The 17,202-nt window shown below is 66.7% G+C and carries 15 protein-coding genes and 1 pseudogene; 10 read left to right on the top strand and 6 right to left on the bottom strand.

Going from position 1 to position 17,202, the window contains the following annotated elements; translation table 11 throughout:
* Nucleotides 1-157 precede the first annotated feature (157 nt).
* The 3 genes from ACQPW1_RS38800 (at nt 158) to ACQPW1_RS38790 (ending at nt 2,824) form a co-directional block, all read left to right on the top strand.
* On the top strand, nt 158-325 hold the full coding sequence (locus ACQPW1_RS38800; protein ID WP_433657713.1) for a hypothetical protein: 168 nt from the start codon (nt 158-160) through the stop codon (nt 323-325).
* Nucleotides 326-686: 361 nt separating this feature from the next.
* On the top strand, nt 687-1,499 hold the full coding sequence (locus ACQPW1_RS38795) for an alpha/beta fold hydrolase (RefSeq protein WP_433657711.1): 813 nt from the start codon (nt 687-689) through the stop codon (nt 1,497-1,499).
* A 347-nt stretch (nt 1,500-1,846) separates the two neighbouring features.
* Entirely contained in the window at nt 1,847-2,824 is a 978-nt protein-coding gene (locus ACQPW1_RS38790; RefSeq protein WP_433657710.1) for an alpha/beta hydrolase, read from the top strand.
* Between the two features lie 69 nt (nt 2,825-2,893).
* Here ACQPW1_RS38790 and ACQPW1_RS38785 read toward each other — a convergent pair whose 3' ends face one another.
* On the bottom strand, nt 2,894-3,151 hold the full coding sequence (locus tag ACQPW1_RS38785; protein WP_433657708.1) for a hypothetical protein: 258 nt from the start codon (nt 3,149-3,151) through the stop codon (nt 2,894-2,896).
* A 9-nt stretch (nt 3,152-3,160) separates the two neighbouring features.
* Complete coding sequence (locus ACQPW1_RS38780; RefSeq protein WP_433657706.1) at nt 3,161-4,495, bottom strand: S8 family serine peptidase; 1,335 nt, start codon at nt 4,493-4,495, stop codon at nt 3,161-3,163.
* A 452-nt stretch (nt 4,496-4,947) separates the two neighbouring features.
* On the opposite strand from ACQPW1_RS38780, the gene ACQPW1_RS38775 reads away from it, so the two are divergent.
* On the top strand, nt 4,948-5,409 hold the full coding sequence (locus tag ACQPW1_RS38775) for a hypothetical protein (RefSeq protein ID WP_433657704.1): 462 nt from the start codon (nt 4,948-4,950) through the stop codon (nt 5,407-5,409).
* Nucleotides 5,410-5,483: 74 nt separating this feature from the next.
* Here the strand turns inward: ACQPW1_RS38775 and gndA are convergent, their stop codons facing one another.
* Complete coding sequence (gndA, locus tag ACQPW1_RS38770) at nt 5,484-6,938, bottom strand: NADP-dependent phosphogluconate dehydrogenase (protein WP_433657702.1); 1,455 nt, start codon at nt 6,936-6,938, stop codon at nt 5,484-5,486.
* Between the two features lie 272 nt (nt 6,939-7,210).
* On the opposite strand from gndA, the gene ACQPW1_RS38765 reads away from it, so the two are divergent.
* The 3 genes from ACQPW1_RS38765 (at nt 7,211) to ACQPW1_RS38755 (ending at nt 11,106) form a co-directional block, all read left to right on the top strand.
* Entirely contained in the window at nt 7,211-8,173 is a 963-nt protein-coding gene (locus tag ACQPW1_RS38765) for a purine-nucleoside phosphorylase (RefSeq protein WP_433657700.1), read from the top strand.
* 162 nt (nt 8,174-8,335) lie between these two features.
* A complete protein-coding gene (locus ACQPW1_RS38760) occupies nt 8,336-9,190 on the top strand; it encodes a siderophore-interacting protein (protein WP_433657698.1) in 855 nt (284 codons plus the stop codon).
* 89 nt (nt 9,191-9,279) lie between these two features.
* The gene (locus tag ACQPW1_RS38755; RefSeq protein WP_433657696.1) at nt 9,280-11,106 is read left to right on the top strand and encodes an AMP-binding protein; all 1,827 of its coding nucleotides are present in this window, start codon (nt 9,280-9,282) and stop codon (nt 11,104-11,106) included.
* A 14-nt stretch (nt 11,107-11,120) separates the two neighbouring features.
* Here the strand turns inward: ACQPW1_RS38755 and ACQPW1_RS38750 are convergent, their stop codons facing one another.
* The 3 genes and pseudogenes from ACQPW1_RS38750 to ACQPW1_RS38740 form a co-directional block, all read right to left on the bottom strand.
* Complete coding sequence (locus ACQPW1_RS38750; RefSeq protein ID WP_433653860.1) at nt 11,121-11,285, bottom strand: hypothetical protein; 165 nt, start codon at nt 11,283-11,285, stop codon at nt 11,121-11,123.
* 20 nt (nt 11,286-11,305) lie between these two features.
* Nucleotides 11,306-12,427: pseudogene (locus ACQPW1_RS38745) on the bottom strand (IS701 family transposase); the annotation flags it as partial.
* Nucleotides 12,428-12,472: 45 nt separating this feature from the next.
* The gene (locus tag ACQPW1_RS38740) at nt 12,473-14,119 is read right to left on the bottom strand and encodes a (2,3-dihydroxybenzoyl)adenylate synthase (protein ID WP_433657694.1); all 1,647 of its coding nucleotides are present in this window, start codon (nt 14,117-14,119) and stop codon (nt 12,473-12,475) included.
* A gap of 68 nt (nt 14,120-14,187) precedes the next feature.
* Here ACQPW1_RS38740 and ACQPW1_RS38735 point away from each other — a divergent pair, with 68 nt between their 5' ends.
* Genes ACQPW1_RS38735 through ACQPW1_RS38725 form a run of 3 tightly spaced genes read left to right on the top strand, consistent with a single transcriptional unit; the run spans nt 14,188 to nt 17,033 of the window.
* Nucleotides 14,188-14,997 carry an SDR family oxidoreductase gene (locus ACQPW1_RS38735; RefSeq protein WP_433657692.1) on the top strand — a complete coding sequence of 270 codons (810 nt, stop codon included), beginning with the start codon at nt 14,188-14,190 and terminating at the stop codon, nt 14,995-14,997.
* Nucleotides 14,998-15,029: 32 nt separating this feature from the next.
* The gene (locus ACQPW1_RS38730; RefSeq protein WP_433657690.1) at nt 15,030-15,677 is read left to right on the top strand and encodes an isochorismatase family protein; all 648 of its coding nucleotides are present in this window, start codon (nt 15,030-15,032) and stop codon (nt 15,675-15,677) included.
* Between the two features lie 48 nt (nt 15,678-15,725).
* Nucleotides 15,726-17,033, top strand: coding sequence for a lysine N(6)-hydroxylase/L-ornithine N(5)-oxygenase family protein (locus ACQPW1_RS38725; protein WP_433657688.1), 1,308 nt, complete (start codon nt 15,726-15,728; stop codon nt 17,031-17,033).
* Nucleotides 17,034-17,202: the final 169 nt, after the last annotated feature.

Raw genomic sequence — 17,202 nt, 5'->3', positions numbered from 1 at the left:
TACGACTCGTTGTCGTACTGTGACCTCGCTCGGTCGGCGGGCTGTGTGCGTGCTCCGCCTTACCATGCGTCCGCCACGAATCTTATTGGGGAGTGCCATCATTCGCCGAATGATGGCTCGAAGCATGGCCAGCCCATGCCGAGGAGGCGGTTCGACCATGGAGAAGCTCTATGCCCGGATGGTGAAGGCTACCTGCCCTGTCGATCCCGAAACAATGGCTACCGCAGTCCCATTCCTGCAGCGCGACACCATTTCGCACGCTATGGCCGACCATGGTGCGCGGCAGATCTCGGCTGAATACCTGAGCGTTTGTCCAACTGGTTGATGCGGTTTGCCAAGTGCTGCAAAGCATCTCCGTCGGCGGTTCCGACAGTCACGAGTTTGTAGATCTTGGTGATAGGTGTTGCGCATCAACCGGTTTGCGGGATAGCCTCCGGTTTATCACTGAAGTAGGGTGCCAAAATGGTTATCCTCGTGTAACTCCGAGGGGAGCGCGTCTCGTGCGGGCCTTCTTAAATGCATTTGTCGTGTCAACAATTCTGTGTCTGGTGCCTGGAGTTGCCCACGCCGACAACCCCGTCCCACTGAATAGCTGTACGGCGGTTTCCTTTCCGGTGCCGCCGACGGGCACCTTGGCCGTAACTCTGTGCATGCCGGCGCCGCCGACCAGCACCATCATGGTGTTGATGCCCGGTTCCAATTACAACCATACTTATTGGGATTTCCCATACGCCCCGGAGGCTTATAACTTTCGGCGTGCGATGAACGCGGCGGGTTACGCGACGCTGGTGGTCGATCGGTTCGGCAACGGTGCGAGCACCCGGCCGCCGAGCGCGGTACTGACGGCGACCGGTTCGGTCATCGCCCTGCATCAGCTGGTCGGCGCGGTGCGTCAAGGGCTGCCGGGGGTGCAGCCGTTCAACAAGATCATTACCGGTGGCCATTCACTCAGTTCCGGTGTGGCCGTCATCGAGGCGAGTACTCACCACGATGTCGATGGTGTTCTGCTCACCGGGTTTACGCACAGCCTCGATGTGGTCGGCACGGTCGGCGTCGTATCCACCTACTATCCGGCGGCCAACGACCCGAACTTCAGCGGCAAGGGATACGACCCCGGCTATCTGACCACGCGGCCGGGCACTCGGGCGGCGGATTTCTTCGGCGCCGGTGACTACGATCCCGCGGTGCTCGCCACCGACGAAGCGACCAAGGAGGTCTTCTCGCTGACGGAGTATCCCGATGGTCTGACGTCCACCCTGCCGCCCGCGACCAACCTCATCAACGTGCCGGTAATGGTTGTCAACGGCAGTCTGGATCGGTTGTGCCTCAGCACATGCGCGAACACCGCGGCCCTGGCCGCCGGCGAGGCGCCGTATTTCGCGCCCGCCGCGCGATTGCGCACCTTTGTACTGCCGGGTAGTGGGCATTCGGTGAATCTCGCCCTGAACACCGCCGCTTACCAAGCCGCAGTACGCGATTGGATGGCCTCGATGTTCTGACGACCGCACCGCGCGTCGGCGCGGATGTGCACAACCCAGTGTCCTGAGGGCGGGAGCCGACCGGGCTCCTGCCCTCGGGCGGTTGCCGTCCGGTGTGCCCGAAAAGCGAAGTCTGGTGGTTGTTCGACCGGTATGGCCGGTTTGCCAAGTGCGACAACATATCTCCGTCGGCGGGTGCGGGCGGACCGGGTAGCCACATCTTCGCGATAGGTATTGCGCATCAACCGACGCACGGGTTAGCCTCCCGGTTGATGACTCAACAAGGATGCCAAAATGGTTATCCGCGTATAACTCCGAGGGGAGCGGGTCGCGTGCGGGCCTCGATACGGGCTTTTGTCATATCAACAATGCTCTGTCTGACGCCGGGCGTCGCCCAGGCGGATCAAGTTCCACTGCCGGATCGTTGCCAGGAGATCACTTTCCCGGTGCCGCAGGGAACGCTGGCGGGGAAGTTGTGCCAGCCGACGGACGGGCCGACCGATGCCGTCATGGTGTTGATGGCGGGTTCCAACTACAACGGCTCCTACTGGGATTTCCAGTACGAACCAGCGACGTACAACTTTCGGCGAGCGATGAACGGCGCGGGCTATGCGACGCTGGTGGTCGACCGGCTCGGCAACGGCGCGAGCACTCGACCGCCGAGCGCGACACTGACGGCGACGGCCACCGCGGAGGCATTACACCTCATCGTGCAGCAGCTGCGGCAGGGTCTACCGGGCGCCAAGCCGTTCGGCAAGATCATCACCGGCGGGCACTCGTTGAGCTCCGGCACCTCCGTCATGGAGGCCACCAAGTATCACGACGTCGACGGCGTGCTGCTCACCGGATATTCACACACCCTGAACGTACCCGGAGTCCTCGGCGTGATCAGCACGTATTACCCGGCCGTGCAGGATCCGGCATTCGCCGGTCGTGGCTATGACCCCGGCTATCTCGTGTCCCGGCCCGGCGCCCGCCAAACGGATTTCCATGGACCGGACAACTTCGATCCGCAGGTGGTCGCCGCCGACGAGGCGACAAAGGAAACGTTCTCGCTCACCGAGTATCCCGACGGGCTGATGTCCACGTTGCCGGGCATGTCCAGTCTCATCACCGCGCCGACCATGGTGGTCAACGGCAGCAAGGACATCTTGTCCTGCGGTCCGGGATTCGCGATCTGCGCGGACAGCGCCACCCTGCAAGCGGCGGAAGCGCCGTACTTCGGTCCCGACGCCAAGCTGCGCACCTATGTGCTGCCCGGTGCCGGGCATTCGGTGAATCTCGCACCCAACACGGCGGAGTATCGGGCCGCCGTCATCGAATGGGCGGACTCGATCGCCCGATAGCAGTCCGAATCAGCGTCCCGGCGTTACCAATCGGTAGCGCCGGGACGCTGTCGTTTCCGGGACCGATTCTCACGCACGGGGTTTCGGATCGCCCACCGCTCCGTTGCCCGGCTCGATGCGCGGATCGGCGAAGATCTCGACGCCGGATCCAGTGGTGGTCATCCGTGCCGCGGCGGCATCGGTCACCCGCAGCGCGTACAGACCGTTCGCGGGATCGACGGCTACCAGGCCGTAAGCGGCATCGACATCGTCAACGGTGAGTTTCAACTCCCGCAGGGCGGCGTCCAGGGTCGCCTCCTGCGGGAGCCGAATGGTCAGCAGCGGCATGCCCCCACGTTACGCGCGGGTGGCCGTTCGTTTCAGCTCCGCGAGCAGCGCCGCCGCATCGGCGACGCCATACCCGTAGTCGTAGTTGTAACCGCCGGGCTGCGCGGTCGCGGTGCGCTGCAACAACTCTCGCAGCTGAGCGGGCGGCAACTCGGTCGCCGACCACTGGGTCCGAACGGCCGTGACCAGGCCCGCCAGCACCGGAGTGGCGGCCGAGGTGCCGGTGTCCGGTTCGGTGGCGCCGAACGCCGTCGACCCGAGGAAGTGGGTGTAGGAGCAGATGTCCGGCTTGCGGTCGGTCAACCGGCCGGGGCCCTGGGACGAATACCCCACGCGCTTGCCCGCGGTGTCGACGCCGCCGATGGACAGGACACTCGGATGCGAGTTGGCGCCGCCGATCGGCTTGTCCGGGTAGGCGCAGCGGCCGTCCGGGCAGTCGCGGCCGCAATTGCCCGCGGCGAAGATGATGTCGGCGCCTGCCACCTCGAGCGAGCCGACGATCACGTTGAACGGATGCGACGGATTGTCGGAGTAGTTGCCCGGCTGTCCGACCGGGAAGTCCCAGCTCGGCGAGAACGAACCCCAGCTGTTGCTGATCACCAGCGCCCGCGACGCGGCAGGCTGATCGGTGAGCACCGTGCGCAGGTGGGCGTACGCGGCCAGCGCGTCCGACAGCAGTCCCTCCATGACGGTGCCGCCCTGGCGTTTGCTCTGCAGCACCGGGATGTCGAGCAGCGAGGCCTTCGGTGCCGCGATGAGCGCGTCGAACGCGCACATCGAGCCGTGGTCCACCGGGAACTCGCCCGCCGTGCCGGTGACCCCCGCCGGATTCCAGCTGCGCGCCTTGTCGATGGTGATCTGCCCGCCGCGCACCTGCTTGACCTTCGCGGCATTGATACCGGTGTCGACGATGGCCAGCGCCACCGATTTCCCGTCCAAACCGGCGGTCGCCAGATCGCCGTGGTGCAGCAGGGTTTCGACGTCGTGCCAGTTACCGACGGCGGGAGTATCGCCACACGTGAGGTTGGTCTGAATTACGGGATCGGCGAATACGCCGGTGACGCCGCGCGCTGCCGTCAATTGCGACACGCTGTCCGCGATGCCGTCATCGTCGATCTCGCCGCGCACCAATACCGACGCGTCCGCGGGTGCGAGCGAATAGCTCAACTGATCGGTATCGGACACTGCGGGAATGGATTTCGGCACCGCGATCGGAGCGTAGGAGCGATCCAAAGCGATCCCGGGTAGATGCCCGGCAACATCGGCGGAGGCGACTGTCACCGCACGGTCGGCCACTGCGGTAATCAGATCGACGGACGGACGAAGCTGAATAAGTACGCGCATATCTGCCATGATGCCGCGCCCCGTCGCGAAATTCGCGCCTGGCGTGCAAAGTGCGGCTGTGTCGATGCGCAACGGCGACCGGGATAACTGCAAGCTGCCAGCAATTTCGTCCGAAGATCGTGTCGCGGATCACAGTCCGCCGCCCGGGCGGGGGTTGCCGACCGCTGAATCGGACACATCGGACGGCGGCGAACAGTTCGCGCGAGGAGCGCCCCGCGTGCGGCATTTTGTATCGTCGCTGCACGTCATCGCCGGAAATGCTGTGCCACAAATATATTGAGGTCTTGCTACTCGAGATCCCTTTTGCTAGAGCATGTTTCGATTTCTGATACGTTGCCACGCGTCTACAAAGGTCGCTACGCTGGTGCTGGTTGCCGATGTTGTCGACCACTATTGATCAGCGCGGCAACCATGTTCATCCAGTACATCTCGATGATTGATGGGACGGTTCGATGAAATCAGGAACCTGCTCTGGCCTATTGCGGATCGCCGCGATCGCCTGCCTCGCAGTAACCGCCGCCGGCGCACCCGCCGCCTTCGCCGCCCCGAACGATCCGGCGGCACCGGTATGCACGATGAGCTACCCGGTCCCGGTGGAACCATTCCAGACCCCGGCAGCCAGCGAGGCCTTCGCGACCTCCAGCAACGGCTCGATCGATCTGAAACTGCACACCGACGCGGGCACCGATTTCGCCTACGACCAGAAATTCACCGTCAACTGGGCGAATATCACCACCGGCAAGAGCGGCGTCGCCGACACCTCCGCTCAGGTGAAAGGCCCCGACAACACGCTGACCATCTCCGGCATCGCCACCAAGCCCGGCCGAATCCTGTTGAATCTGGGCGTCTTCAACCACGGTGAGGGCCCGAACTACACCAACGGCGAGTGCAGCGCGGAGTATCAAGCCAGCTGATCTGCGGCGTGATTTCGGATGAGAAATGACGAGCACCCGGCCGATCGACGGCCGGGTGCTCGGGTCAGCTCTGATCAGTCAGCTTGGATCTCGCTGCGGTCGCCGCTCCACAGGGTGTGGTACTTGCCCGGCATGTCGATCCGCTCGTAGGTGTGCGCGCCGAAGTAGTCACGCTGGGCCTGGGTGAGCGCGGCGGGCAGGCGCTCGGCGCGCAGGCCGTCGTAGTAGGCGAGCGAGGACGCGAAGGCTGGGACCGGGATGCCGAGTTGGACGGCGGCGGAGACGACCCGGCGCCAGCTGTCGATCGCGTTCTCGATGGCCTCCTGGAAGAACGGGTCCAGGATGAGGCTCGGCAGCTGCGCGTTGGTGTCGTAGGCGTCTTTGATGCGGTTGAGGAACTGGGCGCGGATGATGCAGCCGCCACGCCAGATGGTGGCGAGGTCGCCGGGGTGCAGGTCCCAGTCGTATTCGGTGCTGGCAGCGGCGATCTGGTCGAAGCCCTGGGCGTAGGCGACCACCTTGGACGCGTACAGCGCGCGTTCGATGTCCTTGGTGAACTGCTCGGCGTCGGTGGGCTTGTCGGCGAGCTGGCCCGAGGCCAGCCCGACGGCCGCGCGGCGCTGATCGGTCGCGCCGGACAGCGCGCGGGCGAACACGGCCTCGGCGATGCCGGTGACCGGAACGCCGAGATCCAGCGCGGCCTTGACGGTCCAGCGGCCGGTGCCCTTCTGCTCGGCCGCGTCCAGGATGACGTCGACCAGCGGCTTGCCGGTCTTGGCGTCGGTCTGGTTGAGCACCTCGGCGGTGATCTCGACGAGGTAGCTCTCCAGCTCGCCCTGGTTCCAGCCGGTGAACACGTCGGCGATCTGCTTGGCGTCGAAGCCGAGGGCATCGCGGAGCAGGTGGTAGGCCTCGCCGATGAGCTGCATGTCGGCGTACTCGATGCCGTTGTGCACCATCTTCACGAAGTGTCCCGAGCCGTCCGGCCCGATGTGGGTGCAGCACGGCGTGCCGTCGACCTGCGCGGCGATCGACTCCAGCAGCGGGCCGAGTACCTCGTAGGACTCCTTGGGCCCGCCCGGCATGATGGCCGGACCGTTCAGCGCGCCTTCCTCACCGCCGGAGATGCCCGCGCCGACGAAGTGCAGGCCGCGCTCGCGCAGCGACTTCTCCCGGCGGATGGTGTCGGTGAACAGCGCGTTGCCGCCGTCGATGATGATGTCGCCCTCGTCCATCGCGGCGGCGAGTTCCTCGATCACCGCGTCGGTCGGATCGCCGGCCTTGACCATGATCAGCACCCGGCGCGGCTTCTGCAGCGCGCCGACGAACTCCTCGATCGTCTCGGTGCGGACGAAATCGCCCTCGTCACCGTGCGCCGCGAGCAGCGCGTCGGTCTTGGCGATACTGCGATTGTGCAGTGCGACGGTGTGTCCGTGCCGGGCGAAGTTGCGCGCGATATTGCTTCCCATCACTGCGAGGCCGGTGACCCCGATGTGGGCGCGTGCGTTCGATCCCGCCGATGACGTCATGCTGAAGGGCCTTTCACTCGGCGCGGACCTCGCCGCGCTCTACCGACTTCTCGACTACCGAGCGCAGCTGATCGCTCGAGCAAGCGTGCGCACCGAAACCACAGGTAGCGACGGTCCGATGGTTCCGCTTGTGCCGCAAGAGAACCTGCCGTCCAACCTACATGGGTGGTCTTTCGGGCCTGTCGGGTCGGCCCAGGTTGGCGCGACCGGGCGTTCGTGTAGGTCGCGGTCCACCCGGCGGATGGCAAGGGCCCTTGTCATAGGATCATCCGATGCCTCTACGTCGCTGGATAGTCGCGCTGACGGTGTTCACGACGGTCGCCACGGCGGCCGGTTGCGGAGGCGGGGGAGAGTCGAGCGCGGCGCCGGTCAAGGTCGGTGTGCTGGTCATCACGATGTTCGACCCGGAGGCCGAGCCGTGGCTGCAGCGCGAGTCGCTGCCGATCACCGTGGACGTCCCCACCTCCTACAAGCCGGTGCACTGCAATGCCGATGGGCTGTGCGTCGCCGAGACCGGACAGGGCAAGACCAACGCCGCCGCCACCATGATGGCCGTGCTGGACAGCCCGAAACTGGACTTCAGCTGCGCCCACTTCCTCACTGTCGGCACCGCGGGCGCGCCGCCGGATCAGGTCACCCTCGGCTCGGCGGCCTGGGCACGCTGGATCGTCGACTTCGACCTCGGCAACCATCTCGTCCCGGCCGAGGCGCCCGGCCTGCCCTACGGCTACCGCCCCGTGGAGAACTACAACACCGCCGCCTACCAGTTGAACGAGAAGCTGATCGACACCGCGTTCGGCCTGACCGAGCACGCCACCCTGGCCGACAGTCCCGAGGCCGCCGCCGAACGCGCGCTGTTCCCCGGCCAGGCGGGCCGGAAGCCGTCGGTTACCAAGTGCGACACCATGACCGGCGACGATTGGTATTCCGGCAAGGAACTCTCCGACACCGCGCGCCACATCATGGGCGTCCGCACCAACGGCCAGGGCAACTACTGCACCACGCAGATGGAAGACAACGCCACCGCGGCCGTGCTCGACCGCCACGGCTACCTCGACCGCTACCTGTCCCTGCGTACCGTGAGCAACTTCGATCAGCCCTACCCGGGCCAGAGTGTGCTCGACCACCTCGAGCAGCATTCCGCGGGTTTCCGCCTGTCCCTGCACAACGGCTACACCCTCGGCCGCACGGTCGTCGACTACTTCCTGAAGAACCCGTACCGACCTGCTCGTTAGACGCGTGCGGGGGTGCGGTGAATCCAGCCGCATTGTCTGCCAAATTAAGTTAGGCTAACCTCATGTTTTGCGCTTGGCGGCGCACAATCGGCCCTGCGGGGTCGATGGGTTTCCATGGAACGCAAGGGATGTCACGCAAATGACGAAGATCGGCGCGGCCGGATGAACCGAGCCGCGCATCTCGAACGAATCGCTGAAGTGCTCGACGGCGCGGCGGGTGGGGCCAAGGTGCCGTACCCGGTCGGGCTGCGGGAAGTGACAGTGCGAGACGCTCGCATGATCGGCGCCGGGCTGCGGCGGTTGACCTTTGCCGGGCCGGGACTGGACGGATTCGAGAGTCACGCACCCACCGAGCACGTCCGGCTGATCTACCCCGACGCCGACGGCACGCTGCGCTTGCCCGAGCAGGTCGACCTGGCCCTGAAATGGCCGCGCCCGCTGCCGATTTCGCGGGAGTACACGGTCCGTCGCTACGACCCGGTCGCCGGGGAACTCGACATCGACTTCGCGTTGCATGTCGGCGGGCACGCGGCGGAGTGGGCCGCCGCCGCGAAACCGGGGGCGAGCGTGTACATCGCGGGCCCGCCCGGTGGCTTGGTGGTGCCGTCCATCTATGACCGGTATCTGCTTGCCGGGGACATCACCGCGCTGCCCGCGATCGCCCACTGGCTGGAGAAGATGCCCGCGGACGCGACCGGGTGGGCGTTCATCGAGGTGGCCGATGCCGCCGAGGAGATCGCCCTTGTTGCCCCAGCGGGTATCGAGGTGCGGTGGCTGCATCGCGGGACCGCCGCGCCAGGAACCTCGGATCTGCTCGAGCAGGCCGTGCGTGCCGTGGCTATTCCCGAGGGCGAGCGCGTGTACGCCTGGATCGCCGCCGAGGCGGGCGTGGTGCGGCCGCTGCGGCGCTGGGTGCGCGAGGTGTTGCGGGCCGAGCCGGGTGACTCCGATGTGACGGCCTACTGGAAGCGCGGACAAGCGGACTTCGACGAGGACCACGAGGACGCGGCGCACTAGCGGCGCAGGCGATTTCGGCACGACCCGCCTGCCACCGATTCGGCCGACAGGCGGCTGAACCTGGGTGGCTCGAGATTGAGGATTGGGTTGTGACGGTTATTCCGGTGGAAGAACACGCGGAGCGGGTCCGCGGTACGTCTGTCAAGTGGGGAGCACTCCCCACCCTGGTCACCGATACCGCTGTGCCGGTGACCATTGCGCCGGAATGCACGCCGGAACGGGTGGCGGTGCCGCTGCCGGGGCAGCCGGGCGGCAGCGTCGACGCGCTGCTGCGGGAACGGGCCGAAGCGACACCGGAAGCGATTGTCCTGGTTGGTGGTTCCGTCACACTCACCGCCCGGCAGCTGGATGCCAGGGTGGACCGGATGGCCCGGCTGCTCGCGAGCCGCGGGGTCGGTCCCTCGGATGTGGTCGCCCTGGCCTTGCCGCGCATCGCCGATTACGTGGTGGCGATCTTCGCGGTCATGCGCACCGGTGCGGCGTTCCTGCCGCTCGACCTGACGCATCCGCCCGCCCGGTTGCGTGAACTGCTGGCGGACGGCGGCGCGGTGGCTCTGATCAGCACGACCGAGCATCAGGGCAGCGTGCTCGGCGGTGGCCGCGGGCCGCGGGTGCGATTGCTCATCGATCGGCCCGTGATCGGTGCGGTGCTCGACGGTGTGGTGGCGCCGCCCGCGGTTGCCGACGCGGCGGTGTCCGGGCCGAGCAGTGCCGATCAACCGGCCTACCTGATCTACACCTCGGGTTCGACCGGCCGTCCCAAGGGGGTTGTGGTCGGGCACCGCGGCTTGACCGCGATGTACTACAACCACCTCGATGAGATCTTCGGTCCGACAGAACGCTTCGCCGCGCGTGGCAGGTTGCGCGTCGCGCAGACGGTCTCCTTCGCCTTCGACATGTCCTGGGAGGAGCTGTTCTGGCTGTTGGCCGGGCATGAGGTGCACGTCATCGACGATCGGGCCCGGTTGGCCCCCGCCGCGCTGGTCGCGCATTACCGCGAGGTCGGCATCGACGTGGTCAATGTGACGCCGTCCGACGCCCGCGGTTTGATCGCGGCGGGCCTGCTGCAGGGGGCGCACATTCCGGCCCTGGTATTGCTCGGTGGCGAAGCGGTGCCGCCCGATCTGTGGACGATGCTGCGGGAACATCCCGGTGTGCTGGGTTACGACCTCTATGGGCCAACCGAATTCACCATCAACGCTCTCGGGTCACCGGTATCCGCCAGTCCGACACCGTGTTTGGGTAGAGCGGTGCGCAATGCGCATGCGCGCGTGCTCGATTCGAGCCTGACGGAGGTACCGGTCGGCGCCACGGGTGAGCTGTACCTGTCCGGCGACGGCATCGCGATCGGCTACCACGACCGAACCGGGCTGACCGCAGGCGCTTTCGTCGCCGACCCGTACTCGCCCGACGGTCGCCGCATGTATCGCACCGGAGACCTGGTGCGCCGCAGGCCCGATGGCGGGCTGGAGTATCTCGGTCGCACCGCCCGCCTTGGCACCGCCAATGACATCGTCGCCGAATATGATACGCCGTTGCTCGGCCGGGAACACGTGGTGGTGCTGCGGGACGGCGGGGCCGAGGCGCCCCTGTTCTGTGTGTATCCGGCCGGTGGATTCGCCTGGCAGTTCCTGCCGTTGGCCGGGCGGCTGGCTGCCGATCGGCCGGTGCTCGGCTTGCCGCTGCCGTCGCTCGACGGGGCCGAGTCGCCGACGGCCGTTATCGACGAGACGGTCGAGCGGTGCATCGCCGCCGTCCGCGCCGAGCAGCCGAGCGGGCCGTACCACCTGCTCGGCCACTCCTTCGGCGGCAATGTCGCACATGCCATGGCGGCGCGGCTGGCCGCGGCGGGGGAGCGAGTCGCCTTCGTCGGGCTGATCGATACCGTCCCGCTTACCGCGTGCCGACCGGCCTAGTACTGCAACGGCACTCAGGTGAGTGGGTGGCCGCGCCGCCGGTAGTGCGATAACCGGGCTTGGTGCTGGCGGCGTCGCCGCCAGCTCGACCAGGCCCAGATGTGATCGGCGACATGGTGTGGGGTGAGCACGAACGCGATGAGCAGGCGGCGGATTTCCGGTAGCGTGAGCGCGATCATGTCTTGCTCGAGTTCGCTGGTTCCCCTTTTGCGGCAAGGGTTTTCGACGCTGCCAGCCAGGCGAGTGCGAGCATCGAGAGGGTGATGTGGGCGTACCAGGCCCGCCAGCTGCGGACCTGGTAGTGATCGAGCCCGGCTTCGCCCTTGGCTTGCTGAAACGCCTCCTCCACATGCCAGCGTGACCCGGCGACCCAGGCCAGGTCGACCAGGCGGGATCGGTGCGGGCCGTAGCAGATGTAGTAGGCGATCTCGTAGACGCCGTTGCTGTTGGGACTCAACGCGCGTCGTGCCAGCAGCCAGTGCCCGCGCCCGCGGGCCCAGGTCCCCTCGATCGGGCGGCGTGCCCAGTCGTATTCGCGGGGTCCGTGCGCGCCGGCTCCGACCGAGAGCCGCTGCCACTTGCTTGCGGCGAGGTCGGCGATCAGTTCGTCGGCGCGTGCGGTGCGCTCGGCGCGGGTGCTCAGCTGGTGGTCACAGCGGGTGGCCAGCACATAGGACACGTCCTGGTCCTCGAGCCAGTCCCGCAGGTAGGGCGCCTGTCCGTAGACCTCGTCGGCGGTGAACCACGCGAACGGCACTGCCGCGGCCAGCGCCCGTTGCAGCATGGCGATCATCTGCCGCGCTTTGGTCGCGAACTCGACCTCGTCGGGGATCCCGGCGTCGCGGCAGCGGTCTCGATCCGAGGTCCACGACTCGGGAACATAGAGTTCACGATCGATCAAGGCATGCCCGTGGCGCGAGGCGTAGGCCAGGAACACCCCGATCTGGCAATTCTCCGTGCGACCGGCAGTGCCGGAGTACTGGCGTTGCACCCCAGCAGATTTCACGCCCTTCTTCAGGAATCCGGTCTCGTCACCGACCAGCACAGCCTCGGGATCACCCAGATGTTCGACCACATAGTCACGCACATCATCACGCACCGCATCGACGTCCCAATCAGCCTTGCGCAGCAGCCGCTGCATCCCGTCCGGACTGCCCTCACCAGCACGTTCAGCGAGCGTCCACCCGTTCTTGCGTTCCAAACCCGCCAACAGCCCCGACACATACTCCCGCGCCCGCTCCCGCGGCTCGGACCGGGCGAACCTGCCCGCAATCCGTGACATCAACGAATCCAACTCGGCCACAACACGATCCAACACCACACACCAGATCTACCAGCACTCACTCACATAGGTGCCGTTGCAGTACTAGGAGCCGGCCGCCGCGCGTGCGCTCAATTCGGCCCGCAGGCTGCGTCGGCTGATCTTGCCGACACCGGTCTCCGGGAAGCTGTCGACGACCTGGAGCAGATCCGGGATCTTCCAGGTCGCCACGCCGCGCTCGCGCACGAACTGGCGGATCTGGCTGAGCGCCGGTGGCGTCGCGGGATCGGTGGCGAGCACGAACACGCAACTGCGCTCGCCGAGCCGCTCGTCGGGCACCGACACGACGATCGCATCACGAATCAAGGGGTGGTCCAACAGATGTGCTTCGATTTCCTCGGCCGAGATCTTCTCGCCGCCGCGGTTGACCCGGTCGCCGAGCCTGCCCTTGACGACCAGGTTGCCGTCCGCGCGCAGGTTGACCACATCGCCGGTGCGGTACCAGCCGTCCTCGGTGAACGACGACGCATTGGCCTCGGCGTTGCGGTAGTAGCCGCGAATTGTGTACGGCCCCTTGGTGACCAGCAGGCCGTCGGTGCCGGGCGGGACGGGGTCGCCCTGCTCGTCGACCACCGCCACCTGATCGTGCTCGGACATCGGCCGACCCTGGGTGGCGAGGACCACCTCTTCCGGATCGTCGAGCCGGGTGTAGCAGACCAGCCCCTCGGCCATCCCGAACACCTGCTGCAGGGTCACGCCGAGGGCGGGGCCGATGCGGCGGGCCAGCTCGTCCGGGCAGCGGGCGCCACCGACCAGCAGCACCCGCAGGCTCGAAATGTCATAGGCGGTGCTGGCTTCCGCGCGTTCGACCCACAGCCGCGCGAGCGGCGGCACCAGCCCGGTGATGGTCGCCGAGAACCGTTCGATCGCGCTGAACGCGGTGGTGGGGGAGGGATCGCTGGCCAGCGCCACCGTGCCGCCTGCCCACAGCGCGCCGAGAATGCCCGGCGAGCTCATCGGGAAGTTGTGTGCCACCGGCAAAGCCGCGAGGTAGACGCTGGTGCTGTCGAGCCCACAGAGCTCGGCGCTGCGGCGCACGCTGTACAGGTAGTCGTCGTGCGTGCGCGGGATGAGTTTCGGTGTCCCGGTGCTGCCGCCGGACAGTTGCAGGAACGCGACGTCGGAGGCGGCTACCTTCGGCAGCTCGCGCGGCGCGGCCCGCAGGTCGTCGAGCGGGTGCGTGCCGCCGGGCAGCGCGGTGCCGTTGTCGTCCGGGACGATGATCAGGTGCCGCAGGTCCGGGGCGTGATCACGCAGGATCGCGGCCAGGGTGGCGTGATTGAACGCCTGATGGTGATGGCAGGTGACCATCGCTACCGCGCCGCTGGCCTGCGCGATCGGGATCAGCTCGGACTGCCGGTGCGCGGGCAGACAGAAGACCGGCAGCGCACCCGCGTAGAAGAGCCCGAAGATCACCTCGACGAATTCGGCGATGTTGGGCAGCTGCACAAGCACCCGATCACCCGGCTCGGCACCGAGTTCGCGGAACCCGGCCGCCAGCGCTGTGGCGCGGATCTCGAGTTCCGCGTAGGTCCACCAATTCCGGTCGTCTACCACGGCAATCGCGTCCGGCGTCGCCGTCGCCCTGGCGGTGAGCACGTCGCCGAAGGTCTCGCCGGACCAGTACCCCAACGCCCGGTAGGCCTCGGCTTCCGATGCAGGCCAAGGGGTTAGGTCGGATTGAGACGGCACTATCGAACTCCTTCTAGCCGAAACGTCGATGATTTACTTCTATCGAGAATTAAGGTTAGGCTAAGTATATGTCCAGGGACAGTAAAGTCGACGGCGGTGTGATCATCACCGGCGCGGCCGGTGGCATCGGCCGCGCGGCGGCCGAGATCTTCGCGGCCAGGTCGGCCGCACCGGTGGTGCTGTGGGATCACGATCCGTCGGTGCACGACACCGCGACCGAGATTCACTCGACCCGGGTGGACGGCAGTACCCATGCGGAGCAGGTCGATGTGACCGATCCGGAGTCCGTGGACAACGCCTTTGCTGCCGCTGTCGATCGTATCGGTCAGATCGACGCCGTCGTACATGCCGCGGGCATCCTGGAGACCGGTTCGGTATCGGAATTGACTGGCGCGCAATGGGATCGGTGCCTGGCGGTGAACGCCACCGGAACGATGAACGTCACCCGGCGCGCCGCCGCCGTGCTCACCGCGAACGGTGGCGGCTCGATCGTCGTCGTCACCTCGAACGCCGCGACCACCCCGCGGGTCGGCATGGCCGCCTACGGTGCGTCCAAGGCCGCGGCTACGGCGTTCGCCATGGCGCTCGGCCTCGAGGTGGCCGCCGCCGGTGTCCGGGTGAACGTGGTGTCACCGGGATCTACCGACACACCCATGTTGCGCGGCATGTGGACGGAGGACGCGGCCGAATTGTCCGAGTCCGCCCGCGATCACGTGCTGGCCGGCGACCCGGAGAACTTCCGCCTCGGCATCCCGCTGCGCCGCGTGGCGCGCCCCGAGGACGTCGCCGAAAGCATCTACTTCCTGACTTCTGCCCGCGCCCGCCACATCACCATGCATGACCTGCGCGTCGACGGCGGCGCGACGTTCGACGCCTGACACCGTCCTAACCACCGAACAGGAGAAGACTGTTGGCTATCCCGCCGATAGCGCCGTATTCGATTCCGGCGCGCGAGGACGTCGAGGCGAATCAGGTGCCGTGGTCGTTGGATTCGTCACGTGCCGCGCTGCTGATCCATGACATGCAGCGGTACTTCATCGATGCGTATCAGCCGGGCCTCGACCCGATCTCGACCGTCACCGCGAACATCCGGCGCCTGCGCGAGCGGTGCAACGCGGCCGGCGTTCCGGTGATCTACACCATGCAGCCAGGCGACCAGCATCCCTCGCGCCGGGGCATTCTCGCGGACTTCTGGGGCAGCGGGCTGACCAGCGGCCCCGACACCGAGGTTGTCCGTGACCTGGCACCGGGCCCGGCCGATATCCAGGTCACCAAGTGGCGCTACTCCGCGTTCCAGCGGACCGACCTGCGCGAGTTGCTGAATCACTACAACCGCGACCAGCTCGTCATCACCGGGGTGTACGCGCACATGGGCTGCATGCTCAGCGCCGCGGACGCGTTCATGAACGACATCAAGCCGTTCGTGGTGCTGGACGCGACCGCCGACTTCGGGCGCGATGAGCACGTGATGGCCATGAACTACGTAGCCCGCCGCTGTGGCGCGGTGACGACGACCGACACGCTGGAATTCGAGCTGCGGCAATCGAATGCGGCCTGACGCGGGCTTGCTGAGTTACACGGAGGACATCATGAGCGAGCGTCAGGAATGACGGGTCAAGCCGCCGATGAGATCGTCGATATCGCCGGGATCGGTTTCGGGCCGTCGAACCTCGCGCTGGCCATCGCGATCGAGGAGCACAACCAGAACCTCGCGCCGCCACAGCGGCTGACCGCTCGGTTCGTCGAGGCGAAAGAACGCTTCGAATGGCATCCCGGGATGTTGCTGCCGGGCGCGACGATGCAGATCTCGTTCCTCAAAGACCTTGTCACGCAGCGCAATGTGCGCAGCCGATACAGCTTCTTGAACTATCTGAAGGAGCACGACCGGCTCGCCGACTTCATCAACCTGTCGACGTTCCGGCCGACCCGGCTGGAGTTCCAGGACTACTTGCGTTGGGCCGCACGGACGGTGGACGTCAGGGTGCACTTCGGCACCACGGCGGTCTCGGTCGCGGCGATGGGCGACTGCTTCGAGATCCGGCTCAACGGTCGTGCCGACGGTGTGCTGCGGGCCCGGAATATCGTGGTGGCGGTTGGCCTTTCGGCGAAGATGCCGGACGGCGTCGCCGCGTCCGGGCGGGTCTTCCACAGTCACGGGCTGCTGCCGAGCCTCGCCGCGCTGCCGCGGTTGCGGCACAACAGGTTCGTGGTGATCGGGGCGGGGCAGAGCGCGGGCGAAGTGGTCGGGCACCTGCACCAGAACTACGGAAGTTCTTGTGTGCACGCCGTTTTCGGCAAATACGGCCTCACCCCCGCCGATGACAGCTCCTACGCGAACCGGATCTTCGACCCCGCGGCGGTGGACGATTTCTACGCCTCGTCGCCGGAACTGCGGCAACAGCTGATGAGCTATCACCGCGGCACCAACTACTCCGCGGTGGAACCGGCGCTGATCGAGCAGCTGTACGCGCACGAATACGCCGAACGGGTGTCCGGCACCCGGCGGCTGTTCATGCACGGCGCCTCGGCGGTCACCGGCATCGCCGATTCCGACGGCGGGGTGCGGGTCGATGTCACGCACGGGCCGACCGGCCTCACCGAGACGCTGGTCTGCGATGCGGTGGTGTGCGCCACCGGTTTCCGGCCCGGTGATGTGCGGCGGCTGCTCGGCGAGTTGGCCGGGTCCGTGGCGTTCGAGGATGCCGGGCCGCAGGTCACCCGGGACTACCGGCTGGTGCCGACGGCGCCGCTGCCCGGCGACATCTATCTGCAGGGCGGAACCGAGCACACGCACGGTCTTTCGTCCTCGTTGCTGTCCAATATCGCGGTGCGTACCGGCGAAATCGTCCGGTCCATCGCGCGTTCCGCAGCAGGCGCGCGCGCCGATAGCGCCGCCGATCGGGCAGGGGGGTAGCGCCCGCGTCGGATCCGTTGGCCACCGACCGGTGGCGATTCGCGAAACCCGATGCCCGTTGGGGGCATCGGGGGCGATGACACGCGCCAGTAGCCGGTTTCGACGCCGAAAACGTACCTGTTGACAGCTTTAGGAGTGCCTATCCTAAGCTCACCCCATCCCGACCACA

The organism is Nocardia sp. CA-128927, assembly GCF_050955855.1.
Classification (GTDB): domain Bacteria; phylum Actinomycetota; class Actinomycetes; order Mycobacteriales; family Mycobacteriaceae; genus Nocardia.
This window is presented reverse-complemented; position numbering and strand designations above follow the sequence as displayed.

Bases quoted from the DNA above. Each gene is read 5' to 3' on its own strand.
- gndA (WP_433657702.1), bottom strand. From the start codon at position 6,938: ATGACGTCATCGGCGGGATCGAACGCACGCGCCCACATCGGGGTCACC.
- ACQPW1_RS38775 (WP_433657704.1), top strand. From the start codon at position 4,948: ATGAAATCAGGAACCTGCTCTGGCCTATTGCGGATCGCCGCGATCGCC.
- ACQPW1_RS38765 (WP_433657700.1), top strand. From the start codon at position 7,211: ATGCCTCTACGTCGCTGGATAGTCGCGCTGACGGTGTTCACGACGGTC.
- ACQPW1_RS38790 (WP_433657710.1), top strand. From the start codon at position 1,847: ATGCTCTGTCTGACGCCGGGCGTCGCCCAGGCGGATCAAGTTCCACTG.
- ACQPW1_RS38795 (WP_433657711.1), top strand. From the start codon at position 687: ATGCCCGGTTCCAATTACAACCATACTTATTGGGATTTCCCATACGCC.
- ACQPW1_RS38785 (WP_433657708.1), bottom strand. From the start codon at position 3,151: ATGCCGCTGCTGACCATTCGGCTCCCGCAGGAGGCGACCCTGGACGCC.
- ACQPW1_RS38780 (WP_433657706.1), bottom strand. From the start codon at position 4,495: ATGCGCGTACTTATTCAGCTTCGTCCGTCCGTCGATCTGATTACCGCA.
- ACQPW1_RS38735 (WP_433657692.1), top strand. From the start codon at position 14,188: ATGTCCAGGGACAGTAAAGTCGACGGCGGTGTGATCATCACCGGCGCG.
- ACQPW1_RS38800 (WP_433657713.1), top strand. From the start codon at position 158: ATGGAGAAGCTCTATGCCCGGATGGTGAAGGCTACCTGCCCTGTCGAT.
- ACQPW1_RS38750 (WP_433653860.1), bottom strand. From the start codon at position 11,285: ATGATCGCGCTCACGCTACCGGAAATCCGCCGCCTGCTCATCGCGTTC.
- ACQPW1_RS38760 (WP_433657698.1), top strand. From the start codon at position 8,336: ATGAACCGAGCCGCGCATCTCGAACGAATCGCTGAAGTGCTCGACGGC.
- ACQPW1_RS38725 (WP_433657688.1), top strand. From the start codon at position 15,726: ATGACGGGTCAAGCCGCCGATGAGATCGTCGATATCGCCGGGATCGGT.